At 67.5% G+C, this 26163-nt stretch carries 25 protein-coding genes and 1 pseudogene; 18 read left to right on the top strand and 8 right to left on the bottom strand.

The features are described from left to right. Positions 1-22 precede the first annotated feature (22 nt). Both hisD and CHB65_RS05720 read left to right on the top strand, forming a co-directional pair. Positions 23-1303 carry a histidinol dehydrogenase gene (hisD, locus tag CHB65_RS05725; protein ID WP_089384105.1) on the top strand — a complete coding sequence of 427 codons (1281 nt, stop codon included), beginning with the start codon at positions 23-25 and terminating at the stop codon, positions 1301-1303. A gap of 271 nt (positions 1304-1574) precedes the next feature. Beyond that, a complete protein-coding gene (locus CHB65_RS05720) occupies positions 1575-1940 on the top strand; it encodes a HesB/IscA family protein (protein WP_089384104.1) in 366 nt (121 codons plus the stop codon). Positions 1941-2101: 161 nt separating this feature from the next. Here CHB65_RS05720 and CHB65_RS05715 read toward each other — a convergent pair whose 3' ends face one another. Then, positions 2102-2896 (bottom strand): sugar phosphate isomerase/epimerase family protein, encoded by a 795-nt coding sequence (locus tag CHB65_RS05715; protein WP_089384103.1) that lies wholly within the window; start codon positions 2894-2896, stop codon positions 2102-2104. A 157-nt stretch (positions 2897-3053) separates the two neighbouring features. Here CHB65_RS05715 and CHB65_RS05710 point away from each other — a divergent pair, with 157 nt between their 5' ends. The 3 genes from CHB65_RS05710 (at position 3054) to CHB65_RS05700 (ending at position 5877) form a co-directional block, all read left to right on the top strand. Then, the gene (locus CHB65_RS05710) at positions 3054-4259 is read left to right on the top strand and encodes a DUF4013 domain-containing protein (protein ID WP_179213591.1); all 1206 of its coding nucleotides are present in this window, start codon (positions 3054-3056) and stop codon (positions 4257-4259) included. Positions 4260-4336: 77 nt separating this feature from the next. Next, positions 4337-5404 carry an mRNA surveillance protein pelota gene (locus CHB65_RS05705; protein WP_089384101.1) on the top strand — a complete coding sequence of 356 codons (1068 nt, stop codon included), beginning with the start codon at positions 4337-4339 and terminating at the stop codon, positions 5402-5404. Beyond that, on the top strand, positions 5401-5877 hold the full coding sequence (locus tag CHB65_RS05700; RefSeq protein WP_245809909.1) for a hypothetical protein: 477 nt from the start codon (positions 5401-5403) through the stop codon (positions 5875-5877). The genes CHB65_RS05705 and CHB65_RS05700 overlap by 4 nt, the downstream gene beginning before the upstream one ends. 31 nt (positions 5878-5908) lie before the next feature. Here CHB65_RS05700 and CHB65_RS05695 read toward each other — a convergent pair whose 3' ends face one another. From CHB65_RS05695 to gpmI, 4 genes are all read right to left on the bottom strand, one after another. Further along, a complete protein-coding gene (locus tag CHB65_RS05695) occupies positions 5909-6907 on the bottom strand; it encodes an ornithine cyclodeaminase family protein (protein ID WP_089384100.1) in 999 nt (332 codons plus the stop codon). Between the two features lie 101 nt (positions 6908-7008). Next, a complete protein-coding gene (locus tag CHB65_RS05690) occupies positions 7009-7248 on the bottom strand; it encodes a hypothetical protein (protein ID WP_089384099.1) in 240 nt (79 codons plus the stop codon). A 211-nt stretch (positions 7249-7459) separates the two neighbouring features. Continuing rightward, positions 7460-7873, bottom strand: coding sequence for a DUF3054 domain-containing protein (locus CHB65_RS05685; protein WP_089384098.1), 414 nt, complete (start codon positions 7871-7873; stop codon positions 7460-7462). Between the two features lie 125 nt (positions 7874-7998). Further along, positions 7999-9528, bottom strand: coding sequence for a 2,3-bisphosphoglycerate-independent phosphoglycerate mutase (gpmI, locus tag CHB65_RS05680; RefSeq protein WP_089384097.1), 1530 nt, complete (start codon positions 9526-9528; stop codon positions 7999-8001). A 432-nt stretch (positions 9529-9960) separates the two neighbouring features. Here gpmI and CHB65_RS05675 point away from each other — a divergent pair, with 432 nt between their 5' ends. From CHB65_RS05675 to CHB65_RS05655, 5 genes are all read left to right on the top strand, one after another. Beyond that, positions 9961-10620 carry an ArsR/SmtB family transcription factor gene (locus tag CHB65_RS05675; protein WP_089384096.1) on the top strand — a complete coding sequence of 220 codons (660 nt, stop codon included), beginning with the start codon at positions 9961-9963 and terminating at the stop codon, positions 10618-10620. Positions 10621-10742: 122 nt separating this feature from the next. Beyond that, positions 10743-11666: a DMT family transporter gene (locus CHB65_RS05670; RefSeq protein WP_089384095.1), complete on the top strand. Its 924-nt coding sequence runs from the start codon at positions 10743-10745 to the stop codon at positions 11664-11666. Between the two features lie 82 nt (positions 11667-11748). Next, on the top strand, positions 11749-12312 hold the full coding sequence (locus CHB65_RS05665; protein ID WP_089384094.1) for a J domain-containing protein: 564 nt from the start codon (positions 11749-11751) through the stop codon (positions 12310-12312). 66 nt (positions 12313-12378) lie between these two features. Next, positions 12379-12714 carry a PadR family transcriptional regulator gene (locus tag CHB65_RS05660; RefSeq protein ID WP_089384093.1) on the top strand — a complete coding sequence of 112 codons (336 nt, stop codon included), beginning with the start codon at positions 12379-12381 and terminating at the stop codon, positions 12712-12714. A gap of 25 nt (positions 12715-12739) precedes the next feature. Beyond that, positions 12740-13198 (top strand): CopG family ribbon-helix-helix protein, encoded by a 459-nt coding sequence (locus tag CHB65_RS05655; protein ID WP_089384092.1) that lies wholly within the window; start codon positions 12740-12742, stop codon positions 13196-13198. Between the two features lie 20 nt (positions 13199-13218). On the opposite strand, the gene CHB65_RS05650 is transcribed toward CHB65_RS05655, so the two are convergent. After that, complete coding sequence (locus CHB65_RS05650; protein WP_089384091.1) at positions 13219-13683, bottom strand: DUF302 domain-containing protein; 465 nt, start codon at positions 13681-13683, stop codon at positions 13219-13221. A 125-nt stretch (positions 13684-13808) separates the two neighbouring features. Here CHB65_RS05650 and CHB65_RS05645 point away from each other — a divergent pair. The 3 genes and pseudogenes from CHB65_RS05645 to CHB65_RS05635 all read left to right on the top strand — a co-directional run. Then, positions 13809-14330, top strand: a pseudogene (locus CHB65_RS05645) (hypothetical protein); the annotation flags it as partial. A gap of 350 nt (positions 14331-14680) precedes the next feature. Beyond that, a complete protein-coding gene (locus CHB65_RS05640; protein WP_089384090.1) occupies positions 14681-16342 on the top strand; it encodes a methyl-accepting chemotaxis protein in 1662 nt (553 codons plus the stop codon). 72 nt (positions 16343-16414) lie between these two features. Then, a complete protein-coding gene (locus CHB65_RS05635) occupies positions 16415-16891 on the top strand; it encodes a DUF5812 family protein (protein ID WP_089384089.1) in 477 nt (158 codons plus the stop codon). 9 nt (positions 16892-16900) lie between these two features. Here the strand turns inward: CHB65_RS05635 and CHB65_RS05630 are convergent, their stop codons facing one another. After that, positions 16901-17476, bottom strand: coding sequence for a transporter (locus CHB65_RS05630; protein WP_089384088.1), 576 nt, complete (start codon positions 17474-17476; stop codon positions 16901-16903). 120 nt (positions 17477-17596) lie between these two features. Between CHB65_RS05630 and mutS the strand changes: the two genes are divergently transcribed. The 3 genes from mutS (at position 17597) to CHB65_RS05615 (ending at position 23417) form a co-directional block, all read left to right on the top strand. Next, entirely contained in the window at positions 17597-20347 is a 2751-nt protein-coding gene (gene mutS / locus CHB65_RS05625) for a DNA mismatch repair protein MutS (protein WP_089384087.1), read from the top strand. Continuing rightward, complete coding sequence (gene mutL, locus CHB65_RS05620; protein WP_089384086.1) at positions 20344-22071, top strand: DNA mismatch repair endonuclease MutL; 1728 nt, start codon at positions 20344-20346, stop codon at positions 22069-22071. The genes mutS and mutL overlap by 4 nt, the downstream gene beginning before the upstream one ends. Positions 22072-22181: 110 nt before the next feature. Continuing rightward, positions 22182-23417 (top strand): MFS transporter, encoded by a 1236-nt coding sequence (locus CHB65_RS05615; RefSeq protein WP_089384085.1) that lies wholly within the window; start codon positions 22182-22184, stop codon positions 23415-23417. Between the two features lie 57 nt (positions 23418-23474). On the opposite strand, the gene infB is transcribed toward CHB65_RS05615, so the two are convergent. After that, positions 23475-25265 carry a translation initiation factor IF-2 gene (infB, locus tag CHB65_RS05610; protein WP_089384084.1) on the bottom strand — a complete coding sequence of 597 codons (1791 nt, stop codon included), beginning with the start codon at positions 25263-25265 and terminating at the stop codon, positions 23475-23477. A gap of 160 nt (positions 25266-25425) precedes the next feature. Here infB and CHB65_RS05605 point away from each other — a divergent pair, with 160 nt between their 5' ends. Together CHB65_RS05605 and CHB65_RS05600 are read left to right on the top strand one after the other, a co-directional pair. Then, on the top strand, positions 25426-25671 hold the full coding sequence (locus tag CHB65_RS05605; RefSeq protein ID WP_089384083.1) for a PRC-barrel domain-containing protein: 246 nt from the start codon (positions 25426-25428) through the stop codon (positions 25669-25671). After that, the gene (locus CHB65_RS05600; RefSeq protein WP_089384082.1) at positions 25671-26129 is read left to right on the top strand and encodes an NOB1 family endonuclease; all 459 of its coding nucleotides are present in this window, start codon (positions 25671-25673) and stop codon (positions 26127-26129) included. Before CHB65_RS05605 ends, CHB65_RS05600 begins: the two co-directional genes overlap by 1 nt. The last annotated feature ends 34 nt before the right edge of the window (positions 26130-26163 follow it).

Below are 26163 nucleotides of genomic sequence, written 5' to 3'. Positions count from 1 at the left end.
AACCTCGGCCCCGAGGGAGGCTATGCAGGTACGAGCCGTCGCCGACCTCTCGCCGGGGGAACGGCGCGCCTTCTTCGAACGCGACGCCGGCGTCGAGGACGTCCGCGGGGACGTACAGTCGATCATCGATCGGGTCCGCGAGGAGGGCGACGCGGCACTTCGTGCGTTCGCCGCGAAGTTCGACGACACGACCGTCGGAAACATCGATGTCACCGACGACGCCGCGCGCGCCCACGCCGAATTGGAGGACGCGAGTGATCCCGTTCTCACCGCCATCAGGAACGCGGCGGCGAACATCCGGGCGTTCCACGAGCGGCAGCGACCGGAGGACTGGCGGGCGGAGTTCGACGGTCGCGAACTCGGACGGCGATTTCGGCCGATAGCCCGAGCCGGCGTGTACGTCCCCGGCGGTTCGGCGGCGTATCCGTCGAGCGCGCTGATGGGTGTGATCCCGGCGACCGTCGCCGGCGTCGAGCACGTCGCGGTCGCGACCCCTCCCGCCGACGAGTTGAACCCGGTGACGCTCGCGGCGATTCACGAGGCCGGCGCCGACGCCGTCTATCAGGTGGGCGGCGCGCAGGCCATCGCGGCGCTCGCGTACGGGACCGAGACGGTTCCACGCGTCCAGAAGGTGGTCGGCCCCGGAAACAAGTGGGTGACCGCGGCGAAAGCGGCGGTTCAGGGGGACGTCGAGATCGACTTCCTCGCCGGGCCGAGCGAGGTGTTGGTACTCGCCGACGACACCGCGGATCCCGAACTCGTCGCCGCGGAACTGCTCGCTCAGGCCGAACACGATCCGGACGCCTCCGTCGTTGCCGTCACGGACGATGCGGATCTGGCGAGTGCGATCGTCGAGGCGGTCGATGCCGGCATCGAGGAGCGGACACGGAGCGAAACGATCCGGGCGGCGCTCGCACACGACGCGTCCGGCGTCCTCCTCGCGCGGTCGATATCGGAGGCCGTGCTCTTCGCCGAGGAGTACGCCGCCGAGCACCTCTCGATCATCGCCGCGGACGACGAGGCGCTGTTGGACCGGATCACGAACGCGGGATCGGTCTTTCTCGGGCCGTACTCGCCGGTCGCAGCCGGCGATTACGCCGCCGGGACGAACCACGTGCTGCCGACGAACGGCGGCGCGAAACGGTACGGCGGGCTCTCCACGGACACGTTCCTCCGCTCCTCGACCGTTCAGCGCCTCGATCGGGACGACCTTGCGTCGCTCGCCGAGACGATCACGACGTTGGCAACGGCCGAGGGGCTGGAGGCCCACGCCGAGAGCGTCCGGAAACGGCTTGAGGAGTAGCCGAAACCCGTGATAATGGTGTACTGAGCGCTCCCGCCTCGGTGTCGTTGTGTGGCCCAGTTCAGCCGACGGATGGCATGGGATTGCGGGCAGGTGGTGCGTGTCTCACCGCGGGCCGGGTCGGTAACGGCCACGAAACCGCACGGGACCGCACCACACACCCGCGTTCCCCCGTGCGGCAACGATGGTGCACACGAGGGGTTTTGGAGCCGACATCGATTATAAACTGACCGCCGTCAGGGTTTTGCTCCTGCGGGAGGAACAGGCTGCCATGAGCACCGAACCGGCCCAGCCGAGCGACGAGACGGCGATCGAGGTGACACCGGACGCCGCCGAGGAGGCGCTTGCGCTGCTTTCGGGCGAGGGCCTCGACACCGACGTGGCGGGATTGCGGCTCTTCGTCCAGCAGGGCGGCTGTGCGGGCCTCTCGTACGGCATGCGTTTCGACACCGAACCGGAGGACGACGACATGGTCGTGGAGCACCACGGCCTTCGGGTGTTCGTCGATCCGGCGAGTAAGAACTACATCGGCGGGAGCAGGCTCGATTACGAACGCGGCCTGCAGGCTGCGGGCTTCCACGTCGAGAACCCGAACGTCGTCTCCGAGTGCGGCTGCGGGGAGTCGTTCCGAACCTAACGCCCACTCCGAGTCGCCGATCACCGTTGGACGTGGATCGGGAACTTCCCCACACGCCGTTTATATACCACCACGTGTCGGTTGATATAGCATTCCTCCTCTCACGCGAAATTCCAGCTCTCAAATCGTGAACGTAGCCGTCGTCGATCACGGTGTGTGACCTAGCCGTCGTCGATCACGGTGTGTGTGCCGTTCCCCTCGGGCGTCGGAAACGTCGTCCCGAGCATCTCGGCGGCCCGTTCCGCGGAGTCCGCCAGTAGCCGCGTGTCGTCGGTGAACACCTCCAATGCGACGGTGCCGTCGAAGTCGGCGAGCGTCTCACGTACCGGGTCATACTCGATCTCGCCCGCACCGATCGGCAGGTGGGTGTCGCCCCGGCGACGCACGTCGTGAAGGTGCAAGTGGGAGATCCGGTCGGCGTGGCTCCGCAGGAACCGCTTGATCGCGTCGTTTCCACCCTCCATATAGGCGTGGCCGATGTCGAAACAGACCGGGAGGTCCGTCTCGCGGACGAGGTCACCGAGAATCGAGAGCTGCACCCCGTCGTGGTGATGGCCGACGTTTTCGACGACGACCTCCACGCCCGCATCCCACCCGGCGTCGGCGACGCGTCGAAGCTGCTCGGCGGCGATTTCGCGAAACTCGACGTCGTCGCGGTCGGCGGTCGTGGCGTGTAACACCGCCTTCTCCGCGCCGAGATCGCCGACCGTCTCGAGCAGCCGGCGCTGGGAGGCGACGAAGCCGTCGTTGAGCTCCGGAGCGTAGCTCGTGAGCGTGCCGCTGTAAGGAAGGTGGACGAGGAGGTCGCGACCCGCGAGGTCGGTTGCGAGGCGATCGGGGTCGATCGTTTCGGGTGGAAGGCTTCCGTCGCCGACGCCGATCTCGACGAAATCGAAGGCGTCAGAGGACGCCGAGACGAGGTCGAGGTCGACGCCGACGGTACAGCCGATGCGCATACACGGTGTTGTGTCCGGCCGGGATTAATACTTGAGTGGCTTTCAGGATCGATCGGTGAGTGACGGCCGGGATCGATCGTCGATGGGACCCGAATCGCGCCGGCCACCCCCATCCGGATCGCGTGATCCTTTATATGCTGCCGCCCGTGTACCCGGTATGCTTCGTGAGGCCCTCTCGACGCCGTTTCGGACGGCCGACGCCCCGGGCGTGGCCATCGTCGGGACGGTTCTCACGCTCTGTTCGTGGATCATCGTGCCGATCTGGCTCCTCGTCTCGGTGCTCGTTCCCGTCTTTTTATTCCTCGCTCCGGTCGCGCTCGCACCCGCGCTTATTACCCGCGGTTACTTCCTCCGTGTGGTCCGTGAGGGCGTCCACGACGGCAACGCCGCCGGCGCGCCGTCGTTCGTCCGCTGGGGGACGCTCTACCGCGACGGGGTTCGCTCCGTCTGCCTCACCGTCTGGTATCTCCTGCCCGTTATCATCGTCGTCGGCGTCGTCGTCGCGATCGGCCTGCTCGCGGACGCCGGCCGGATCGACTCGGTGATCGTCGATCCCGCGCCGGTCGACCTCGATCCCATCGCCGAGACGACCGTCGGGGAGGGCACGCCGGTGGGCGAGGAGTCGGCCCTCTCGGTCATCGCCGGGCTTCTCAGCGGCGTTGCCGGGGTCGCCGTCCTCGGCTACCTCGTCTTCTTCGTCTACGTTCGGCCCGCCGCGCTCGCCGTGTTGGCCGAGACGGGCCGGCTCCGCGATGCGATCCGACCCCGTCGGGCGGTTCGTGTCGCCGCCTCGGGCGAATACGCCGTCGCCTGGCTCCTCGCGCTCGCAACCGCTCTGGTCGGATACGCGCTCGCCACGCCGTTCGTCCCGCTGCTCGTCGGGATCACGTTCGTGTTCACGATCCGTGTCGCCGTCCACGCGCTCTACGGCCGGGGTGCGGGGGCCATGCGTGCCGGCTCCGACGCCGGGGCGCACCCCGACCCACCCACGGTTCAGCCCGACTTGCCGGCATCGCAACCGGTCGCCGACGACGCGATCGATCGATCCGTCGAGACGCCCGTCAGTTCCATCGAGGCGACCGACGGCGGTGGACCCCACGACGAAGCCTCGCCCGGCCCCGATCGGGATGTGTCGTCCCCTGTCACCGCCCGCACCCGCCGGTCCGCGGCCGAAGCGCCGCCGGCCGTCCAGGTCGGTCGGACCGTCGGTCCGGTCGGTGGCGCGCGGGCAGGCGGTGATTCGGCTGGTCACGATGACCGCGGGGGCGACAAGACCTCATCCGAAAAACCGGACGACGGGGAGTCCGCGTTCCAGTGGGGTCCGCCCGTTGAGCAGCGAGATCCGACCGTCGAGGAGCGATGAGCCCAGACTCGGCTCCCACCCTCGCCCACCGAACAGAGATGACAAGGGTTGATAGGTCACGAATCGAACCCCCAGCCATGCGCATCGCGAATCGGGGCGATGGCCAGGAGGGCCGTGAGCGACTCACGCTCGTCCCCGAGAACGTCGACGACCTCTGGCATCTCGCACACGTCCTCGAACCGGGTGATCTGGTCGACGGGGACACCACCCGCCGGATCCAACGCGACGAGGATCACATGCGTGACACCGGCGGCCAGCGTGAACACCTCCACGTCACGCTTGAAATCGAGGACATCGAGTTCGCTCGCTTCGCCAACCGCCTACGCGTTTCCGGGGTCATCGTCGGCTGCTCGCGCGAGGACCAACTCGGCGCTCACCACACGATCAACGTCGAGGAACACGACGAGATCACGGTGGAAAAACACTTCAAACCGGACCAGACCGATCGCTTGGAGGAGGCGACGGAGGCCGCCGAAAACCCCGATGTCGCCATCGTGACCGTCGAGGAGGGGGCCGCCTACATCCACACGGTTCAACAGTACGGGACCGAGGAGTACGCCTCCTTCACCAAACCCACCGGCAAGGGGGAGTACTCCCGTCCGCGAACCGAGCTGTTCGCGGAGCTCGGCGAGGCGCTCACCCACCTCGATTCGGACGCGGTCATCCTCGCCGGCCCGGGGTTCACGAAGAACGACGCGCGCGACTACATCGCCGAGTCGTTCCCCGGGGTCCTCGATTCGGCCGCCGTCGTCGACACCTCAGCGGCGGGCGATCGTGGGGTCCACGAGGTGCTTAAACGCGGAGCCGTTGACGAGGTCCAAAAGGAGACGCGGATCGCCCGGGAAGCCGACCTGATCGACGAGCTCACCGAGAACATCGCTCGCGGCGCGAAGGCGACGTACGGACCCGAGGACGTCGCCGAGGCGGCCTCCTTCGGCGCGGTCGAGACGTTACTCGTCGTCGACGAGCGCCTCCGAACCGAGCGACAGGGCGAGGGCGACTGGTCGGTCGACGTCGACGAGGTGATCGAGACGGTCGAACGGCAGGGCGGCGACGTCGTCGTCTTCTCCGCGGCGTTCGCGCCGGGCGAACAGCTCTCGAACCTCGGCGGCATCGCCGCCATCCTCAGATACCGCCTCTCATGAGCAAGGAACCGCGTGGCTACGACGAGAAACACTACTCCCAACAGAAGGAGGGTGTGGGTCTGTGGGTCGAACGCTACTTTTATGCCGGCATCGAGATCACCGCCCTCTCCACGCCCGCGTTCGTTCCGGTCGTGCTCTTCCAGCACCTCTATCCGGACGCCATCCCGCTCGCGGGGCTTGCGGCGCTCATCGTCGGGTCGTTCTCGCTCGCGGTCCTTCGGGCCCAGGCGATCGACCTCGGTCCGTGGCCGCGTCTCGGCGAACTCTCGAGCGTCCCGCTCCGCGCGACCTACTTCTCCGCGACGTTCCTCGCGGCGACGTTCGGTGTCGCAGCCGTCGCTGCAGCGATCGGGTCCCTGCTCGTTGCGTTTTTCGGCGGGATCATCGTTCCGACGATCGCTTATGCCGCGTTCCCCAGGGTCTATCGAGCGATCCACGGCGCGACGACCCGTCACCCGAGCCAGCGGCCGTAGTCTCCGACGGGCGTATCCCGGTTTGAACCGGTCACTCCCCCGTCAGCGCCTCGCTTGCCGGCGCGAACGAGATGGACTCGCCACGTCCCGCGTCGACGGCTCGAGTGTAGAGCATGTGTGCGGCCGCAACCGTCTCGATCCCGGTTCCACCGGAGTCGAAGACGGTCACCTCCTCCGCCGAGGTTCGACCGGCGTGGCTCCCCGAGATGACCTCCCCGAGGTCGGTAGCGACGTGATCCTCGTCGATCAGGCCGGCCTCCAACGCGGCGAGGAACGACCCGGCGTCGTGTGTCGCGCGAGCCCGAAGGTCCGGGACGTAGGTCGCTCGCGCGATCAGTTCGGGCGGGAGCTCGTTGCGTTCGCGATGGTACTGCCCCATAGCCGTCACGTGGGTGCCGGGTTCGACATCGCTGTCGTCGATCACCGGATCGCTCGCGTTCGTGGCGGTGATGACCGCGTCCGCACCCGAGACCGCCTCGCTTGCGTCCGAAACCGCCCGCACGTCGGCGTCCAGCTCCTCGTCGAACGCGGCCGCGAACGCCTCGCGGTTCTCGGGGGTGGGCGAGAAGACGCGGACCGTCTCGAACGCCCTGACGGTGGCGGTCGCTTTGAGCTGGCCACGCGCCTGCGCGCCGCTGCCGATCACGGCGAGCGAGGTGGCGTCCTCGCGGGCGAGCGCGTCGACGGCGACCGCGCCGGCCGCACCCGTCTTAAACGGATTCATCGAGGCACCGTCGATGAGCGCCAGCGGCTCCCCGGAGTCGGCATCAAACAGCGGGGTCATAAACCACGCGTCACGCGCGTCGAAGCCGGCCGAATACATGTAACCGCCCATCGCGCCCGTCTCGGGCAGCACCGCGGCGTAGGTCGTGAGCATCCCCGGCGGGGAACGGGAGATGAGCTTGGTTCGGGGCTCCGCGGGTGCTCCCTCCCCAATCTGCCGGTAGGCGTCGCGGACGGCGGTCACGTAGTCGGCGGGCTCGGCGAGGTCGTCGACGTCGGCGCTCGTGAGGAACAGGGCGTCGGTCATACACCGACATTCGTGAGCGGACGGCTAAACGTTGCAGGCTACGGCGAAACGCGTCGCTGGGATGGTGTGTTCGACCGACGGCGTCGCGAAAATCGAGCGGTTCAGTCGGACGTACCGGTTCCCGGGTGGGTGCCGTTCGCCCCGTCCGTGTGGTTCGTCGGTGCGCCGACGTCGACGACTGGACCCTTGACAAACATCGCGTGGCCCATCAGGCCTACCGCGATGATCGCGCCTACGGACACGGCGAACGGCGTCGACAAGCCGACCAGAGTCAAGACCGCAGTGATTCCGATCAGCACCGCCGGGATGAGCCCGAGCACGTAGTCGTAGTATCCAGTCATAATACACTCTATACTATGTGTGGGGTTATTATAAACATTTCCCATACCTGTGCCGTTACGAGGGTGGCCAATATCCGATGGTTACTCATAAGTTATGAGTAACTATAGTGCCGAGAGGCTCTCAGACGCTTGATTGTAAGTGTTTCACATGCCCGCCGCCTGACGACCACGGGGTGGTCATCCTCCCGGGAACGCACCCGGGATGTGAGCTTCACCCGCGGAGCTTGAAATAGAGCGCGCGCCAGCCGGCCAGCGCGATCAGGCCCGTAACGAAGATGATACCGACGAAGACGGGGCTCGCGCCGCCGGCGAAGACGAACTCCCGGAGGACGAACCCGATGGCCGCCGCGGGGATCCACGAACGGATCACGAGCGGGATCGACGACTTCGCCGTCTCGACGGCCCCGGCGGAGTACGCCCCGATGAGCGGGGCCATGAGCAGCCAGCCGATCAGAAACGGCGCGTACACCTCGGGGAGATGAAGCGGGTTGTCGATCAGGAACGACGCCGGGACGTGGTTCAACGTGCCGACGGTCAACAACACGATCAGCGCGAGCACGTCGCCGACGGCCAACGGCACCGCTCCCCGATCGAGCCGTGCCTTCATAAACGCCTGCGGATCCATACGCCACCGTCAGCGCTCACCCTACTTTGTAGGCACGGATCCGTCCCGCGGATCGCACGGCGGTGCAAGCGCCCGACCGTCCGAACACGTGGCCGTTTACGAGCTCAACGGACACGGGGTACAGTTCACTCGTCACTCGAATACTCTATCAGGCTCTCGCCGGTCATCGCCGCCGGCTGTTCGATCCCCATCAGCTTGAGGACCGTCGGCGCGACGTCACACAGCGAGCCGTCCTCGCGGATCGACCGGCCGCCGTCGTCACCGGCTGGCGTCAGGCTGATAAACGGGACCGGATTGAACGAGTGGGCGGTGTGTGGATCCTCGGGCGTGCCCATGTCGTCCGCGTTGCCGTGATCGGCGGTGACGACCGCCTCGCCGCCCGCCTCGGCGACGGCTTCGAGCAGCCGGCCGAGCTGCGTGTCGACTGCCTCGACGGCCTCGATGGCCGCCTCGTAGTCGCCGGTGTGTCCGACCATATCGGGGTTCGCGTAATTTAACACGACGAGCGAGGGATCTTCCCCCTCGATGATCCGGATCGCCGCGTCGGTGAGTTCCGGCGCCGACATCTCCGGCTGCAGATCGTACGTCGGCACGCCGGGACTTTTGATTATCTCGCGTTTCTCGCCGGGGAACTTCACCTCGCGACCGCCGTTGAGGAAGTAGGTGACGTGCGGATACTTTTCGGACTCCGCGATCCGCAGTTGCGTCAGCCCCGCCTCGGAGACGACCTCCCCGATCGTGTCCTCGGGGATCGTCGGCGGGAACGCGACCGGGAACGTGTAGGTCTCGTCGTATTCGGTCATCGTCACCAGCTCGATATCGGGTGCGTCGACGGCGACCCCCCATGTCGGATCCGTGTCGGTCAACATTCGGACGAGCTGGCGCGCCCGGTCGGCCCTGAAGTTGAAGAAGACGACCGCATCGCCGTCTTCGAGCGCGCGACCGCCCGTGATCCGCGTCGGCTCGATGAACTCGTCCGTCTCGCCGCGGGCGTGTGCCTCCCGGGCCGCCTCGACCGCCGAGGCCGCCTCGTGTGGTGTCTCGCGCTCGACGATGGCGTCAACGGCCCGCTTCGTACGGTCCCAGTTCTCGTCACGGTCCATCGCGATGTATCGGCCCATCACGGTGGCGACCTCGCCGGTGCCCCGCTGAGCCGCGTGTGCCTCGATCTCCTCGAGGAAGCCGTCGGCGATCTTCGGGGCGGTGTCGCGGCCGTCGGTGAACGCGTGGGTCGTCGCGGGCACGTCCGCCGTCGCGGCGGCGTCGATGAGCGCCTTGAGGTGGGCGATGTCGGAGTGGACCCCGCCGTCCGAGACCAGCCCCATGAAGTGGACGCGGCCGCCGGTCGCCGCGGCGTGCTCGAACGCCGAGGCGAGCGCCTCGTTCTCGGCGAAGGAGCCGTCCGCAAGCGCGTCGACGATCCGCGTGTAGGACTGTTTCACGACGCGCCCGGCGCCGATGTTGAGGTGGCCCACCTCCGAGTTGCCCATCTGTCCGTCCGGCAGCCCGACGCGCCGGCCGTGAACCACGAGTTCGCCGTATGCGCCCCGTTCGGCGACCCCATCGAACGTGGGCGTGTCGGCCCCCCGTACCGCGTCCCGTCGGTCGTGATCGCCGAGCCCCCAGCCGTCCAGCACGATGAGCGCCGCATCCATACCCGGTCTCCTCCGCCCGACCTAACGAGACTTCCGCTTCGGACGAACCTCGCCGGTCGATGGTCCACCGACCCCTCCCGGTCGGCGCGCGCCTCCGAGCGCCTTTTTAAAGGCGCGAGGAGAGACGCGCGAGGGAGTTGCGACGGGCCGCCGAGTGCTCCGGCGGCCCGTCGCAACGAGGCTGGGGAGGGCCGAGGCTACGACGGCCCGGGGCCGACGGGGGACAGCCCCCACGCGCAACTCCCCCGACTCCCCGCCCGTCCCTGCCCTCGCCGTTTATATATTACCCACGTATGATCGCTCCTTCGTTTATAAATCCCCCCTGCCGTGTCTGCCCTCGTCAACCGAAACCGCGGGGCGACGGGTCATCGCGCCGACAGCATCGTCGCGGTGAAGGCAACGTTTTATGTCGCAAAGACTTACCCCACGTTAATGGACTCCGCGGTACTGCTCGATCTCCTCGGCAACGAGAACCGCCGGCGCATCCTCCGGCTTCTCGCCCACAAACCCTGTTACGTGACGGAGATCTCCGAGTATCTCGGGGTGAGCCCGAAGGCCGTCATCGATCACCTACGGAAGCTGGAGAACGCCGGGTTGATCGAATCGACGACCGACGACCAGCGCCGGAAGTACTTCCACATCTCCCGCAGCCTCCGTCTGGAGGTGAGCGTCTCGCCGTACGGCTTCGGCGCGAAAAGCGCCTATCCGGCGAAGCGCAGCCTCGATATGTCCGGTCGCTGCCCGCATCTCTCGATGGAGCTGCCGTCCGTCGGCGACTCCTCGAACGATCTCGCCGACCTCGCGACCGAGTACGGTCGCCTCCAGGAACTCGACCGCGAGCTGTCGTTGGCCCAGCGCTGGGTGCACGGCCGGGTCGAGGACACGCTCGCGGCCCTCGATGAGCGGCTCGGCACCGAGGCGGACAGCCGTTTTTTCGCCGCCACCCTCGCCGCACTCGTCGAGACCGACGGGACGCCGGATGCGGTCGCCGAGGACGTCGGCGCTCCAGAGGACGCGGTCCTCGACGCGCTCGCCCGACTGGCCGACGTCGGCGTCGTCGCCCGCGAGGGCGATCGCTACCGGATCCGCTGAGGTTCCCGTCAGGATCCGGCGGGGTTCCTGTCAAGACCCGGTGACCGTCTCGTTCTGCCCCGACACCCGGCGTCCCCGACCGCTTTCGGAAGCTTTTGCTCCCCGGACGACGGAGCGTGGGCGTGACCCGGTACCGAAACCTCGCGCTGTTTCTCGTCCTCGCCGCCGTCTGGGGATCGGCGTTCATGGCGATCAACGCCGGGCTCGCCTACTTCCCGCCGGTGCTGTTCGCCGCGCTCCGGTACGACATCGCCGCCGTCGTCATGCTCGCGTACGCCGCGTCCGTCGTCGATGACCCGATCCCACGCGGCCGCGGGCAGTGGACGGTCGTCGTCATCGGGGCGACCCTGATCATCGCGGCCTATCACGCACTCCTGTTCATCGGGGAGTCCGACCCGGCGGTGACGAGCGCCATCGCGGCGGTCATCGTCAGCCTCTCGCCGGTGTTGACGACCGTCTTCGCGCGTCTGCTGCTTCCCGGCGAGCGGCTAACCGCGCTCGGGATCGTCGGCCTCCTCGTCGGCCTGCTCGGCGCAGTCATTCTCGCCGCCCCGGACCCCGGCAACCTGACGGGGGACGGAACCGTCGCGAAGCTGCTCGTCTTCGGTGCAGCGGCGGCGTTCGCGCTCGGATCGGTGCTCACGAGGACCGTCGAGGCGGAACTGCCCATCGAGACGATGGAGGCGTGGTCGATGCTTCTCGGGGCGCTCATCATGCACGTCGTCGCGGTCGGACTCGGCGAGTCGATGGCCGATATCGTCTGGACGACGGAGGCCGTCCTCGCGTTGGCCTACCTCGCGCTCGCCGCGAGCGCGCTCGGGTTTCTCATCTACTTCGACCTCCTCGACCGGCTCGGCCCGATCGAGATCAATCTGGTCTCGTACGTCGCGCCGATCTTCGCCGCGCTCTCCGGATGGATCTTCCTCTCGGAGGGGCTCACGGCGACGACGGTCGTCGGATTCCTCTGTATCTGTGTCGGCTTCGCGCTCGTCAAACGGACGGCGATCCGTGCGGAGCTCCGCCGGCGTGGACTTGGGACCCCCTGAGCTGCCGATTCCCCGACTCGCGGTGTCGACCGCCGTCGATGACGCCCGAGAACCTTACAATCCTGGCGGCCTGATCCGGGATGTGAGCAACCGCACGATCCTCGTCGGCATGGCGGCGGCCTTCGTCGGCTTGACCTCCCTCTTAGTCGTCGCCGGGATCGTCGTCAACCCGCTGCTGCTCGCGATCGCCGTCCCGTTCGGCGCGGTCACGTACTTCCTCTGGTACCACGCGAGCGGGCGCCTCCACGCCAAGGCTCGACGGGAGGCCGCGACCGCGGGGCCGACGGAGCGGGAACGCGCCCGACAGCGGGCGCGGGCCGCGAGCAACCGTCGTGAGGCCTATCGGACCGCCGGGACGACCGCCGGATCCGGGGCTGGTCGCACGGAGACCGGCCGTACCGCGGGTGCCAGCGCGGGCGGCGGTTGGAACGGTTCGACCGGCGACCCCCGGGAGCGGGCTCCTCGCGTCAACACCATGACCGAGCGGGAGGCTTATGCGGCGCTCGGGCTCGAGCCGTCCGCCGACGGCGACGCGGTGCGCTCCGCGTACCGACAGCGGGTCAAACGGGTCCATCCCGACCGCGAGGACGGCGACGAGGAGGCGTTCAAACGGGTTACCGAGGCGTACGAACTGTTGCGTCGGTGAGACCGGATCGGGGGGCCGACTCCGTCGATCGAAATCTACGTCCCCGACGGCCGAGAACGCCCGCTTATGACGAAGTGGTTTCACAGCGGGAGACGGCGTGACCTCTGTGCGCTGTTGTATGCGGCCGGCGAGATGCGAGCCCAGTCGCTTAAAAACCGGCTCGAATCGCACTACGACGAACGGATCGATCCCGGCTCGTTCTACGGGACGCTCTCCGCGCTCGTCGATGCCGGCCACCTCGAGCGCCGGACCGAGGGGATCGCCGACGTGTATCGACTCACCGACGGGGGCGAACGGGCACTTCGTGATCACCACGCGTGGCTCTCCGACTGCGTCGCTCGCGGAGAGGAGGGACTCGACAGTGCCGCACACCCGTCCGCCGATCCGGATCTCAAAGATTAATAAGTTCGTCCGATTACGTTAACATATGGCCGTAGTGAGCGTCTCGATGCCGGAGGAGCTGTTGAACAGGATCGACGAGTTTGCGGACGAACACGGTTATACGGGCCGCAGCGAGGTCGTCCGCGAGGCCTCCCGGAACCTGCTGGGGGAGTTCGAGGACGCCAAGTTGGAGGACCGTGACCTGATGGCCATCGTCACCGTCCTCTTCAACTACGAGACGACGAGCGTGGAGGAACGGATGATGCATCTGCGCCACGAACACGAGCGGCTCGTCGCCTCGAACTTCCACAGCCACGTCGGCCCGCACTACTGCATGGAGCTGTTCGTCCTCGAGGGAAGCTTGGCGGATATCTCGACGTTCGTCGGGAAGGTTCGCGCCACGAAGGACACGCTCACGGTCGATTACAGCGTGATGCCGGTCGACGAGTTCGGTCCGGGCGCCATCGAGAGCGACCACGGCCACGGTCACGGACACGGAAACTGACCGGTTAGCTGGTTCGTTCCTCAGTCGTCCGCGGCCACCGCGCCGTGTTTCTCGATGTTTTCCCAGACGACCCGCATACGCTCGCCGGTGAGTTCGATCAGGGCGTCGATCTCCTCTCCACAGTCACCCGGTGTACAGCCGAGATCACGGATCGCCTTCGTCGCGGAGACGTGATGGACGTGGACGACGTCGTCGCTCTCGGTTTCATACACGACGGTCGTACAGGGAAGCAATCCCGCGAGCGTCTGATCGATGGCGATCGCATCGCGAGCGACCTCCGGGTGGCAGACGACGATCAGCGCGGTCCGCTCGATGTCGTCCTCGCCGAGCATTCCCTCGATCATCGCGTCCAACCGAGTCACTTTCACCGTCTCGAAGTCCGCGAGTTCGTGTTCTATCTGGACGAACGGAACGGCATCCTCGAAGGACATCTCAAGTGTCGTGTGGAGGGCTTCCTCGGCGGTAGGAGTGACGGCACGGGTCATAGTTCGGCTGTGCGGTCGAGATTGAAAAGGCTTCTTGCGCGTGTCGACTTGTCCTCGCCCTCTCTCTCAGCGTGTCACAGCCGGATGTCGCGGGATTTAATCACGTCTCGCCCCTATACGCGCCAATGGCCGACAGCTATCGCGGGGTCTTCGGGGCGATCCCCTATGCGATCCGCCACACCGACTCGTGGACGATGCGGGTGTACGGCGTCGTCGGCGCGTTGGCGGCGGCGTTGATCTCCCTCGTGGTGACGCTCGCGCTCGTCGTCTGGATGGGCGAGACCGCCGAGATGGACAGCGGGCTCTTCCTGTTTTCGCGCTCGCTGTACGTCATCGCCGGCTTCGCCGCGGTGGCTCCGCTCATCGCCCCCATGCTCTTCGTCGCGCGGCGACACCGCCGGGACGACCCCGTCGCGGACAACTACGACCGAGTCCTCGCGTACACCGGCTTCGTCTTCCTCGTCTCGCTGTACGTCGGCATGGTGATCTCGGCACCGGCGGATCTCCGTGATCCCTCGGGCTCCGTGATCGTCAACGCGCTGTATGCGCTCCCGCCGCTCGCCGGACTCGTTCCGCCGGTACTCGCGGGAACGCTCGTCTTCGTCGCACATCGACGACTCCGGCGTCCGGACGCAACTGACTCGGATGCTGTCGGTTCGGATGCTGGGTCCTCCGTCGATCGGCCGGCCGCGGAGCCCGAGGTAGGGGTGGACGACGACTCACGGACCGTGAACATGGAAACGGAGGGGAACGATCCGAACGTCGCGGCGGACGGGGATTCAGCGACGGCGAACCCGGAAACGGGCCGTCCGACCCGGTCCGAGTGAGCCGGCCGGTTGCCCGCTGCCGTCCTGTCACGGATCTTTTATCACCGCTTTGTGGCGGTTTTAAGTAGCATACCCCTCGCCGTTAGATCATGGAGGGCATATAAATGAGCGGGACGAAATCGGTGTCCACGGGCCTCCAGCGACGCTATCAGTCCCTGCTGTGGGGTTCGATGGACCTCCTCGGCGTGACCGAATCGGTCGAACGGAAGGTGGGCGCCGCCGTGGGGATCCAGTTCGCGGTGACGGTGACCATCTTCGCGCTGGCCGTCCTGTTGTCCCACGGGCCGCTTTTTTACACGCTGGCTGCGGTACTGTTCGTGGCCGCGGTGGTCGCGTTCGTGAACACCCTGCTTATCGTCAGGCGGGACCTCACCGGCCCGCTGCTCGCGCTCGAATCGAGCACGGATCGGATCGCCGCCGGGGACCTCGACGTCACCGTCGAGCCCAGCGACCAGCCGGACGAGGTGGGCAGCCTCACGAACGCCTTCGCCGAGATGCAGGGGTCCCTACAAACCGTCGCCGCGCAGGCCGACGCGCTGGCACGCCAGGAGTTCGACGACCCGGCGCTTGCGGAGACGGTTCCCGGGGAGTTCGGGCGGTCGCTCGACCGGATGGCCGAGAGCCTGGAGGCCTACACGCGGGAGCTCGAAAGCCGCTCCACGCAGCTCGAAGCGCTCGTCGACACGTTCTCCGAGGCCGCCGACCGTGCCCGTAACGGCGATCTCACGGCGACGATCGACGCCGGCGAGGGGGCGATCGCGGACGAACGGTACCGCGACCTCGCCGAGAACTACAACGACCTCGTTCGAACCCTCGACGGAACCATCGCCGACGTCAAGGGGTTCGCTCGGGTGGTCGACGACGCGAGCACGCAGCTCCGGACGGGCATGACCGAGGTCGACGACGCCAGCGACGAGGTCGCCCGCTCGGTTCAGGAGATCTCCGACGGCGCGGCCCGACAGACCGAGGACCTGCAGGCGGTCGTCGCCGAGATGAACACGCTCTCGGCGACCGTCGAGGAGATCGCCGCCTCGGGCGAGAGCGCGGCGGACATGGCCGAACGGACCGCGGAACGGGGTCGTATCGGCGCGGCGGCCGCCGAGGAGGCGCTCGCCGAACTTGACGAGTTCGAGGCCCGGATCGAACAGACGGCCACGGCGGTCGACGCCCTCGCCGAGGAGGTCGCCGAGATCGACACGGTCGTCTCCTTCATCGATGGACTTGCCGAGGAGACGAACCTACTCGCGCTCAACGCCTCCGTCGAGGCCGCCCGCGCGGGCCGGAGCGGCGAGGGCTTCGCCGTCGTCGCCGACGAGGTGAAAGGCCTCGCCGAGGAGACCAAAGCGTCCGCCGGACGCATCTCCGCCCGCATCGAGGCCGTTCAGGAGGCCTCCGAGCGGACGCGGGACGATGTCGAGGCGATGGAGGCGACGGTGGCCGAGAGCATCGACACGATCGGGACGGCGCTCACCGAGTTCGAGGACATCGTCGAGTCCGTTGAGACGGTCAACACCACGATCCAAGAGATAAGCGACGCGACGGACGGGCAGGCACACACCACCCAAGACGTCGTCGCGATGGTCGACGAGGTCGCCGCCATCAGCGAGGAGACGGCCGCCGAGGCCGAGACGGTCGCGGCGGCCACCGAGGAACAGACCGCGACCGTCTCGACGGTCACGGCGAGCGCCCGCGAGCTCTCCGAGCGGTCCGACGACCTCCGTTCCCTGCTCGACGACTTTACCGTCGGTGCCGCATCGGGCGGCGGGGGTGGGGAACTCCCGAACGGCGAGGTCGGTGATGCCCCGGTCGATCGGGTCGAACCCACACGGTAGGCTCGGAAGGCAGCCATTCCTCCCGCGTCCCCGCTCGAAACCTGAAAAAGGCTCGCCGCCGTAGCGGCGGCAATGACCGACGAGACCGAAAAGGAAAGCACGTTCCTCGTCACCCACGTCGAGCCCGATTCGGCGGTGTTGCGGGACGTCCACGACGGGCAGATCCACACGCTGGATTCGAACCCTGGGTTGGCGGTCGACGAGGCCGTCGAAGCAACGGTCGCCCCCGAGCCGCCGCTCAACGTCACCTACCGAGCCGTCGAGGTTGCCGAACGGTGGTCACTTTCGATCGAGGAGAGCGAGGAGCCGCCGACGGTCCACGAACGCGAGTTGGCCGCCGATCTGTCGGTCGGCGAGTTGGCCCGCGAGCCACGCGCGGGGATCGGCGAGATCCACGTCCTGACACCGCCGGAAGCGCGGACCGAGGAGGCCGTCTCGGACGTGATCGAGGATCGCGAGACGACGCTCGCGCGGGCGGCACGGCTCGGCGTGAACCGCGTCGAGATCCGCTCGGAACCGGGGCTGATAAGCGTCCGATATCTACCGTAGCCGGTTCCTTCACTCCCGTCCACCGAGCAGACTGGCGGCCGCGCCACCGATCGCGCCGAACACGAGCGGATAGGCGGCACCGGCGAGCAGCACCGCGGTGACGAGGTCGGGTGTGACGGTCGCATCGCCGACGGCGTACCGGAAGAGGAACGCGCCGGCGATCGCCGCGGGGAGGTATCCGGCCGTGACGAGCGCGCCGGCGGCGGCCCCGTCCGTCGGCGTCTCTGCGACCGCAACCCGTGCGGTCGCGACCCCGGCGATCACGAGCAGGAGCGGCGGAACGACGTAGAGGTAACTCAACCCGTCCGCGCTCGCGACGAAGTTCTCGACCCGGACGCCTCCGAGCGGCTGGGGGACCTCGGTGGCGACGAAGTGGGCGTTATAAAAGAGCCAGCCGATCGCCTGCCATGCGGGGATCGGGTCGCCGCCGAAGAGGTCGGCGATCGCGTTGAACGCCTCCAACTGCTCCTCGACCCCGCTACGCTGGGTGATATAAACGAAGAGGTAGCCGAGGACGTACGCGGCGACCCCGCCGACCCCGCCGGCAGCGATACTCCGCGCTCCGAGACGGTCCGTGAGGGACATACCGGGTCCTCTCTCGGCCAGCGGTAAGTGCTTGCTGGCTCACGACGGTCGGGGTCGCTCGGCCGAGCAGGCGTCGGCCGCTCCGCACCGTTTATACCTTCGGCTGTCCGGATCCGAGGTATGTCACCGGCGGAACCGGAGGTGGCGCTCGGGATGCCCCCCGGCATCGCGGCCGTCCGCGAGGAACTCACGCCGATGCTCGCACAGTACGCCGACCTCTGTGCGGCCCACGAGGACGCACTCGTCCTCTTCCAGGTCGGGGACTTTTACGAGGCGTTCTGTGAGGCCGCCGAGGTCGTCGCACGGATCTGTGAGGTAACGCTCACCGAACGGTCGGACTCGACCGGCGAGTATCCGATGGCCGGCATCCCCATCGACAACGCGGCACCGTATCTCGAGGCGCTGCTCGATGCGGGCTACCGGGTCGCCCTCGGCGATCAGGTCGAGGACGCCGCCGAAGCGACGGGGCTCGTCGACCGAGCGATCACCGAGGTGATCACGCCGGGCACCATCGTCGAGGAGGACCTGCTCGAGGCGGGCACGACGAACTACGTCGCGGCCGTCGCCGGCGGAGGCGACGAAGCTGATGGGGCTGATGACGTCGACGGCTCGCCAGTCGGCCTTGCGGCGATCGACGTCGCCACCGGGGAGTGTCTCGTCACCGCGGGCGACGGCGAGACGATCGCCACCGAGTTGGATCGGATCGAGCCCGCCGAACTCCTCAGCTCCCCCGATGCACCCGACTTCACCCCCGCCGATGCCGACCGGGGCTGGCACGCTCACCGGTTCGATCCCACGGCGTTCGAGCCCGAAACGGCCCGAGAGCGGCTCCGGCCGTACTGTGCCGCGCCGGATCGCCGGTTCGATCACGAGGCAGCGATCCGCGCGGCGGGAGCATTGTTGGCGTACGCGGAGTACACGCAGGGCGACGACGGCCCCCTCGCGTACGTCTCGCGGATCCGTCGATACGACCCGCGAGACCACCTGCGGCTCGATGCCGCCGCCCAACGGAGCCTGGAGCTGTTCGAGAACCGCGGGCTCGGCGCGGGCGACACCCTGTTCGACACCCTCGATGCGACGAGCTGTGCGCTCGGCCGTCGTCGACTGGAACGATGGCTGCGACGGCCGCTCGTGGAAGCCGAAGCGATCCGATCGCGACACGCCGCCGTCGCGGAACTGGCCGACCGAACGCTGGTTCGTGAGGGGATCGCCGAGACGCTCGCGACCGCCTACGACCTCGAACGGCTCGTCGGCCGGATCTCACGCGGACGGGCCGATGCACGCGATCTCCGGTCGCTTCACGCCACGCTCACGGCCGTGCCCGAGGTGAAGTCGTTGCTTGCGGGCGGGAGCGGCGACGGAGACCGTGAGACCGACGAACCCGCCGACGCACCCCGCTCCGACCATCTTCGCGACCTCCACGGCCGACTCGATGCGCTGTCCGAGATCGGCGAGCTGATCGACGAGGCGATCGCGACCGATCCGCCGCGGGAGACCACCGACGGCGGGGTGATCCGCGACGGCTTCGACGCCGATCTCGACGACCTCCGCGCGACCGAGCGGGAGGGGCGCGAGTGGGTCGCGACGCTGGAGGAGACGGAGCGTGAACGGACCGGGATCGACTCGCTTTCGGTCGGACACAACCAGGTCCACGGCTACTACATCGAGGTGACCGACGCCAACCGCGATCGGGTGCCCGAGGACTATCGCCGGCGGCAGACGCTTAAAAACAGCGAGCGGTACGTCACCCCCGAATTGAAACGCCGCGAGGAGGAGATATTCGCCGCCACGGAACGGGCGGCTGCCCTCGAGTACGAGCTGTTCGTCGAGGTTCGCGATCGGGTCGCCGCGGAGACCGAACGCGTTCAGGCCCTCGCGGATGCGCTCGCCGAGCTCGACGTGCTTCGGACCTTCGCGACGATCGCCGTCGAGCGCGACTACGTGCGGCCCGCCGTCGCCACCGATCCGGCTGCGCCGATCCGGATCGAAGGCGGAAGACATCCCGTCGTCGAACGGACCGAGCCCTCGTTCGTCCCGAACGACGCGGACCTCCCGCGGGGGTCGATCGCGGTGATCACCGGGCCGAACATGAGCGGGAAATCGACGTATATGCGCTCGGTCGCGCTCGCCGTCGTCCTCGCACAGATCGGCTCGTTCGTCCCGGCCCAGGCCGCGAGCCTGCCGGTAATCGACCGGCTGTTCACCAGGGTCGGCGCCGCGGACGACATCGCCGGCGGCCAGTCGACGTTCATGCGCGAGATGCGTGAGCTGACGGAGATCCTCCACGATGCCGACGAACGATCGCTCGTCCTGCTCGATGAGGTCGGTCGCGGCACCGCGACCACCGACGGCAAGGCGATCGCCCGCGCCGCCGTGGAGTTCATCCACGACGAACTCGGCGCGACGACGCTCTTTGCGACCCATTATCACGATCTCATCGACCTCGAAACGACCCATGAGCGCGTCTTTAACCTCCATTTCACGGCGACCCGCGAGGACGGCACCGTGACGTTCCTCCATCGGGTCGCCCGTGGGGCCTCCTCGTCGTCCTACGGCGTCGAGGTCGCGGAGTTGGCCGGGGTTCCGCCGGCTGTCGTCGAGCGCTCCCGGGAGCTGGTTGATGCCGACTCGCACGACGATTCGACACCCCGCGGTTCCAACGGCGACGAGCCACCCACCGGATCGGGGGATCCGGATACGGAACCCACGGATCGCTCGCTCCGTGAATTCCTCGCGGAGGAGCGCGAGGACGGACCTACCGAGGTCGAATCGACGCTGCGCGAGCTCGACCTCGCGCGGATGACGCCGATCGAGGCGCTGAACGCGCTGTATGACCTGCAAAGCCGGGTCGGCGAAGGAGCGGATCGATGACGATGCGTGAGGACCCGACGGGATCCGAGGAGCGAACCGGTTCGTTCGACGACGACGTGGACGCCACGATCCGTCGACTCGATCGCGAGACGGTCGATCGGATCGCCGCCGGCGAGGTGATCACCCGGCCGGCCCGTGTCGTCGGGGAACTGCTGGACAACGCGCTCGATGCGGGCGCGACATCGATCGAGGTCGGCGTCGACGGCGATGGGACCGATCGGATCCGTGTCGCCGACGACGGGTGTGGAATGGGCCGCGCCGACGCCCGGCTCGCCGTCGAGCGACACGCGACGAGCAAACTCGCCCCCGACGGCGACCCCGTTGGCGTCGAGACGCTCGGCTTCCGGGGGGAGGCGCTCGCGGCGATCGCGGAGGCCGGAACCCTCGAACTGTGTACCGCCGACGGCGACACGATCGGGACGCGGGTGACGGTGGCTGCCGACGGCGAGGTGTCCACCGCGGATGCCGGTCGAGGTCGTGGGACGACGGTCACCGTGACCGATCTGTTCGCCTCCCGGCCGGCCCGGCTGGCGTCGCTTTCGGCCCCCCGCGTCGAGTTCGCACACATCTCCCGGCTCGTCGCGGACTACGCGCTGGCGAACCCCCACGTCGCGTTTCGACTCGTTCACGACGGATCTCGAACGCTTTCCACGTCGGGAACGGGTCGAACTGACGCGCTCTTCGGGGTGTACGACCGCGAGACGGCGAGCCAGTCGACGACGTTCGATGCGACGGTCGACATCGATCCCGTCACGGTCGACCTCTCCGGGGTGCTCGTCTATCCCTCGATCAGCCGTTCGACGCGGGATCACATCCGCCTCGCGGTGAACGGGCGCCCGGTGCGCGCCCCCGACCTTGCGGCCGCGGTTCGCGCGGGCTACGGTCGACTCCTCCCGGACGGTCGCCAGCCGATCGCCGTCGTCTCGGTTGACATTCCACCCGACCGGATCGACCCGAACGTCCACCCCGCGAAACGCGAGGTCGGGCTTCGCGACGGCGATCGGATCGCGGAGGCGGTTGAGCGGGCCGTCGCGGACGCGCTCACCGGTGCGGATCTTCGCCGGAAAGCGGAGACGGCGACCGACCTCGACACGGCGTTGTCCCCGGTCGGGGAGGCGGACGGTTCGGCATCCTCCGTCCTCGCGGAGGCGACGCCGATCGGGACCTTTCGGGATCTGTACGTACTCTGTGAGGCGGACGACGATCTCCTCGTCATCGATACCCACGCCGCCCACGAGCGGGTGAACTACGAGCGTCTTCAGCGGGCGTTCGCCGACGAGCCGGTCCCGACCGTCCCGCTCGATCCGCCGGCGACGCTCTCGCTGTCGGCGGACGAGGCCGCCGCTGTCGCCGCTTTCGAATCGGCGTTATCGACGCTCGGCTTCGAGACGGAGCCGTTCGGCGGGTCGACCCGTCGGCTTCGGACGGTTCCGGCCCCGTTCGGCCGCGTCGCGGACGAGGCGGCGTTTCGGGACGCCCTCGACGCGCTCACGGCGACGGAGACCCATGCTCCTCGGGATGCCCGCGAGACGCTGCTCGCGGACCTCGCGTGTCATCCGTCGCTGAAGCGGGGAGACGTGGATGGCCTCGAGACCGACGACCTCCACGCCCTGCTCGATCGGCTCGGGGAGTGTGAGCGACCGTTCGCCTGCCCGCACGGGCGGCCGACCGTGCTCTCGGTCCCGGAGTCGTCGCTGGCGACGGGGTTCGATCGACGACGGTAGATCGGTCGGGGATCGGTCCCTTTCGTGTCGATCCCGACCCGCCGTCATACGGCGATCGTGGCCGAAGCGCGTGAAGCTAAGTGCGTCGGGTGTCGTCTCCCGTGTATCGGATGGGTCTCTCCGAGAACGACCGGTCGATCGCCGGGTTCACCATGACGGGCCATGCGCTCGTCCATTGGTTCGAGACGTCCATTCCGATCTTCCTCGTCGTCTGGCTCGCTGAGTTCGACGTCTCCGTCGCCCTGCTGGGGCTCGTGATCACCCTCGGCTACGCGCCGTTCGGGATCGGTGCGCTTCCGGGCGGGATCCTCGCGGATCGCTACGGGACGAAGCGGCTCATCATCGTCTGTCTGTTCGGGATGAGCGGCGCGTTCCTCGTGCTCTCGTTCGCCGACTCGATCTACCTCATCGCGGTCGGGCTCCTGATCTGGGGGGTCGCCGCCAGCATCTATCACCCCGCGGGGCTCTCGCTCATCTCGACGGGGGTCGAGGACCGCGGGACGGTGTTCGCGTGGCACGGGATCGCCGGCAACACGGGGATCGCGCTCGGGCCGTTCGTCGCCGCCACCCTGTTGATCTTCCTCGACTGGTCGCTCGTCGCCGCCGCGCTCGCGGTTCCCGGCCTGCTCGCCGCACTCTGGGGGCTCTCAACCGACTTCGATCCGGTCGCGGCGACCGAGGAGCTCGACGATGCGACCGTGCAGGCGTCGCTTTCCGACCTGATCGCCGACTCGCGGACGCTCTTTGCGAGCGCCTTCGCGGTCGTCTTCGTGCTCGTCACCTTCGAGGGACTCTTTTATCGCGGTATTCTCACCTACCTGCCCGAGATCCTGCAGGGGTTGCCCGCGCTCACCGGGTTCGACCCCGGGCTTGGCTTGGAGGGGATCGAGCCCGGTGATTACCTCTACGTCGGCCTGCTCGTCATCGGGATGGCCGGGCAGTATGCGGGCGGTCGGGCGACGAACTACGTCGCCGTCGAGAAGGGGCTCATGGGGATCTTCGTCGTGCTCGCGCTGCTCGCGCTCGCGTTCGTGCCGGTGGCGTCGCTCGGGCTCGGTCCCCTCGTCGTGCTCTGTGCGGTCATCGGCTTCTTCCTCTTCGCGATCCAGCCGTTCTATCAACTCGCGGTTGCCGTGTACACGCCGGCCGAGGGCCGCGGGCTCTCGTACGGCTACACCTACCTCGGGCAGTTCGGGCTCGCGTCCAGCTCGATCGCCGTCGGCGGGTTCATCCTCGGCTCGTTCACCCTCGCGGCCTTCTTCGCCGTCCTCTCGTCCTTCGCGCTCGTCGGTGCCGGCCTCGCGGCGCTGTTGTGGGTTCGGTATTCGAAGGGAGCGGTGGCGTAGGTGCGGTCGGCGCTCGTTTGCGGACCGCTTGCGATGCTCACGACCGCGAATGCGTCGCTATTTGCCCCAGAACGGGTCCCGCTTCCGTCGCGTATCGAGGTAGGCCGCGAGCGCCTCGCGCTCGTCGGCGGTGATCTGCTCGCGAAGTTCCTGTTCGAGGATCTTCGCGTGCTTCTCTGGCACCTCCGTCCAGAGCGTGTCGCCCTCCTCGATGTCGCGGCCGATCGTCGGCCCGTCGATGGCGATGCTCACGCGCTCGCCGGCACGGGCCTCATCGACGTCCTCCCCCTGTTTTTGAATCCCCGAAAGGCTGCCGACGCGTTCGAACTCGTTGCCCTCGAAGTAGCCGACGTTGCGGTTGTTCTGGAGCGTCCCGGAGATCACTTCGACGCCGACGACCGCGGGGTTGTTCTGTCTGAAGGTGTGATCCAACAGGAGGCGGAAGCGCGACGGCCGGACGACCTTATCGAGCACCGTCTCCTGTTGGGCGCGCTTGCGCTCCTCGACGAACGTCTCGTAGTTCTCGATGAGTTGGTAGATCACGTCGTTCGAGTAGAGTGTCACGTCCGCGGTCTCGAGTTCACGCTTCGCGTTCGCGAGCACGTCGACGTTGAATCCGAGGATCGCCTTGTGCTCCTGCTGGTTTGCCGTCTCGGCGATGGCGACGTCCCGCGGGGCGATGTCTCCGACCTCCGCGCGCATGATCGGCACCTCCGACTCCCGAAGCGCGTCCGCCATCGCCTCCAAGGAACCGAGCGTGTCGGCTTTGACGACGACGCCGTCCTCGGCGGTCTCGACTTCGATCTCCGCAAGTTCTGCTTTCACCTCCGCCACCACGTCCTCGACGGGGCGGTCGCGGACGACGCGGATCGGCGCGCCCGCCATCGCGTCATCGAGGTCGGGCGCGGCGATCTTCACCCCGGCCGCCGCGGTCACCTCCGCCACCTTCTCGAACTTCTTTTCGGTGCGGATCTCCGCTAGGGGTCGTGGCCGAAGGAGCGCCCTGACCTCGGTGACGATCGGCTCGTTCTGGCCGCCGATGACGACCGTATCGCCGTTTCGGAGCACGCCGTCATAGATCACCGCGTCGACGGTCGCACCGAAGCCCCGCTCGTCTTTCACTTCCAACACGGTTCCCTCGCCGGGGCCGTGAACGTCGATCGCCATCTCCTCGCGCATGAATCGCTGTGAGAGGCCCATGAGGACCGTGAGAAGGTCCGGGATCCCCTCGGCGGTCATCGCGGAGACGGGGACGACCCCGATGTTCTTCTGGAAGTCCTGCACGCGCCAGTAGAGGTCGGCCGAGAAGCCGACGTCCGAGAGCTGGCCGATGATCTCATAGAGATTCTCGTTGAGCATCGACTCCGCGCGGTCGGACTGGGCGGCGAGGCTCCGCTGGATCGGTTCACCCTCCTGTGGGTTCCAGCCGGGCGTCGTGTCCGCCTTGTTGGCGGCGACGACGAACGGGGTGCCCGTCCGTCTGAGGATGTCTATCGCCTCCTCGGTCTGCGGCTGGAACCCGTCGTTGACGTCGACGACGAGGACGGCGATGTCCGCAAGCGCTCCGCCACGCGCACGGAGCGTCGAGAAGGAGTGGTGTCCCGGCGTGTCGATGAAGAGCAATCCGGGCAGATCGAAGTCGTCGGGATCGACCAACTCGCCGGCCATCGTCGAGATGGTTTCGAGCGGGATGTCCGTCGCCCCGATGTGCTGGGTGATCGCGCCGGCCTCACCCTCGCTCACGGCCGAGCCCCGGATCTTATCGAGGAGGCTCGTCTTCCCGTGATCGACGTGTCCGAGCACGGCGACGATCGGCGTTCGAAGGGTCGTTCGTGTATCCTGAGTCATGAAGATCGCCCCGAAAAGGTCGTTACCTTCCGTACGACCCGGACGTGAGTTAAGTGTTTCAGAACGCGGGCGTCCTCCGCAGCCCCGATGCGGTCCTCGGCGTCGGTCACACGTCGGACGCCCCGTGGCGTTTAAGACGATACGCCGGGTGGATCCGCGCATGGGAGACATCCTCGCGGAAAACCTCTCCGGGAAGGCCGTCATGGGTGCCGACGGCACGGAGATCGGCGACCTGTACAACATCACGATGGACCTGAAATCCGGGGCGCTTCATCACCTGCTCGTCAGCCCCCATGAACAGTTCGACGTCGCGCGCTCGACGTTCGAGTTCAACGACGCCGGCCAACTCGAGGTTCCGGTCGCGAACGTGCAGGCGGTAAAAGACTACATCGTCGTCACGCGCTGATGCAGATCCTCGATTCGTCCGCGTTCATCCACGAGTACACCACTGACGAGGACGTCGTCTCGGTCCCCGAGGTACACGACGAACTCGAAGCCGAACACGCGCTCCGATTCGACGCGATGGAGGGTTCGGGGATGACGATCCACGTTCCTGCTCCGGAAGCGATCCAACAGGTCGAACGCGCCGCGCGCGGCTCCGGGGACGCCGCGGAACTTTCCGACACCGATGTCCGCTTACTCGCGGCCGCTCTAGAGCTTCACGCGACGCTCGTCACCGACGACTACGCGATGCAGAACGTCGCCGAGCGGCTGGACATCCCCGTCAAACCCATCGCTCGCGAAGGGATCACCGAGGCACGCGAGTGGCGGTTTCAGTGCGTCGGCTGTAGCCGAACGTTCGATGAAAACCGGGATCGGTGTCCGATCTGCGGTAGCGATCTGACAAGAAAGAACCCGATCTGACTGGCTTCCTCCGTCCGGATCGTTGGTCCGGCGG

The organism is Halorubrum vacuolatum, from assembly GCF_900188065.1.
Classification (GTDB): domain Archaea; phylum Halobacteriota; class Halobacteria; order Halobacteriales; family Haloferacaceae; genus Halorubrum; species Halorubrum vacuolatum.
Note: the sequence above shows the minus strand (reverse complement) of the source record. Positions and strands in the feature narration are given on the sequence as shown.

What these genes read in the sequence shown, in the direction of transcription:
- CHB65_RS05655 (WP_089384092.1), top strand. Translation starts at nt 12,740, where the DNA reads ATGGCCGTAGTGAGCGTCTCGATGCCGGAGGAGCTGTTGAACAGGATC.
- mutL (WP_089384086.1), top strand. Translation starts at nt 20,344, where the DNA reads ATGACGATGCGTGAGGACCCGACGGGATCCGAGGAGCGAACCGGTTCG.
- CHB65_RS05705 (WP_089384101.1), top strand. Translation starts at nt 4,337, where the DNA reads ATGCGCATCGCGAATCGGGGCGATGGCCAGGAGGGCCGTGAGCGACTC.
- CHB65_RS05635 (WP_089384089.1), top strand. Translation starts at nt 16,415, where the DNA reads ATGACCGACGAGACCGAAAAGGAAAGCACGTTCCTCGTCACCCACGTC.
- hisD (WP_089384105.1), top strand. Translation starts at nt 23, where the DNA reads ATGCAGGTACGAGCCGTCGCCGACCTCTCGCCGGGGGAACGGCGCGCC.
- CHB65_RS05695 (WP_089384100.1), bottom strand. Translation starts at nt 6,907, where the DNA reads ATGACCGACGCCCTGTTCCTCACGAGCGCCGACGTCGACGACCTCGCC.
- CHB65_RS05650 (WP_089384091.1), bottom strand. Translation starts at nt 13,683, where the DNA reads ATGACCCGTGCCGTCACTCCTACCGCCGAGGAAGCCCTCCACACGACA.
- CHB65_RS05600 (WP_089384082.1), top strand. Translation starts at nt 25,671, where the DNA reads ATGCAGATCCTCGATTCGTCCGCGTTCATCCACGAGTACACCACTGAC.
- gpmI (WP_089384097.1), bottom strand. Translation starts at nt 9,528, where the DNA reads ATGGATGCGGCGCTCATCGTGCTGGACGGCTGGGGGCTCGGCGATCAC.
- CHB65_RS05675 (WP_089384096.1), top strand. Translation starts at nt 9,961, where the DNA reads ATGGACTCCGCGGTACTGCTCGATCTCCTCGGCAACGAGAACCGCCGG.
- CHB65_RS05700 (WP_245809909.1), top strand. Translation starts at nt 5,401, where the DNA reads ATGAGCAAGGAACCGCGTGGCTACGACGAGAAACACTACTCCCAACAG.
- CHB65_RS05690 (WP_089384099.1), bottom strand. Translation starts at nt 7,248, where the DNA reads ATGACTGGATACTACGACTACGTGCTCGGGCTCATCCCGGCGGTGCTG.
- CHB65_RS05605 (WP_089384083.1), top strand. Translation starts at nt 25,426, where the DNA reads ATGGGAGACATCCTCGCGGAAAACCTCTCCGGGAAGGCCGTCATGGGT.
- CHB65_RS05720 (WP_089384104.1), top strand. Translation starts at nt 1,575, where the DNA reads ATGAGCACCGAACCGGCCCAGCCGAGCGACGAGACGGCGATCGAGGTG.
- CHB65_RS05710 (WP_179213591.1), top strand. Translation starts at nt 3,054, where the DNA reads ATGCTTCGTGAGGCCCTCTCGACGCCGTTTCGGACGGCCGACGCCCCG.
- mutS (WP_089384087.1), top strand. Translation starts at nt 17,597, where the DNA reads ATGTCACCGGCGGAACCGGAGGTGGCGCTCGGGATGCCCCCCGGCATC.
- CHB65_RS05660 (WP_089384093.1), top strand. Translation starts at nt 12,379, where the DNA reads ATGACGAAGTGGTTTCACAGCGGGAGACGGCGTGACCTCTGTGCGCTG.
- infB (WP_089384084.1), bottom strand. Translation starts at nt 25,265, where the DNA reads ATGACTCAGGATACACGAACGACCCTTCGAACGCCGATCGTCGCCGTG.
- CHB65_RS05685 (WP_089384098.1), bottom strand. Translation starts at nt 7,873, where the DNA reads ATGGATCCGCAGGCGTTTATGAAGGCACGGCTCGATCGGGGAGCGGTG.
- CHB65_RS05715 (WP_089384103.1), bottom strand. Translation starts at nt 2,896, where the DNA reads ATGCGCATCGGCTGTACCGTCGGCGTCGACCTCGACCTCGTCTCGGCG.
- CHB65_RS05640 (WP_089384090.1), top strand. Translation starts at nt 14,681, where the DNA reads ATGGACCTCCTCGGCGTGACCGAATCGGTCGAACGGAAGGTGGGCGCC.
- CHB65_RS05615 (WP_089384085.1), top strand. Translation starts at nt 22,182, where the DNA reads ATGGGTCTCTCCGAGAACGACCGGTCGATCGCCGGGTTCACCATGACG.
- CHB65_RS05630 (WP_089384088.1), bottom strand. Translation starts at nt 17,476, where the DNA reads ATGTCCCTCACGGACCGTCTCGGAGCGCGGAGTATCGCTGCCGGCGGG.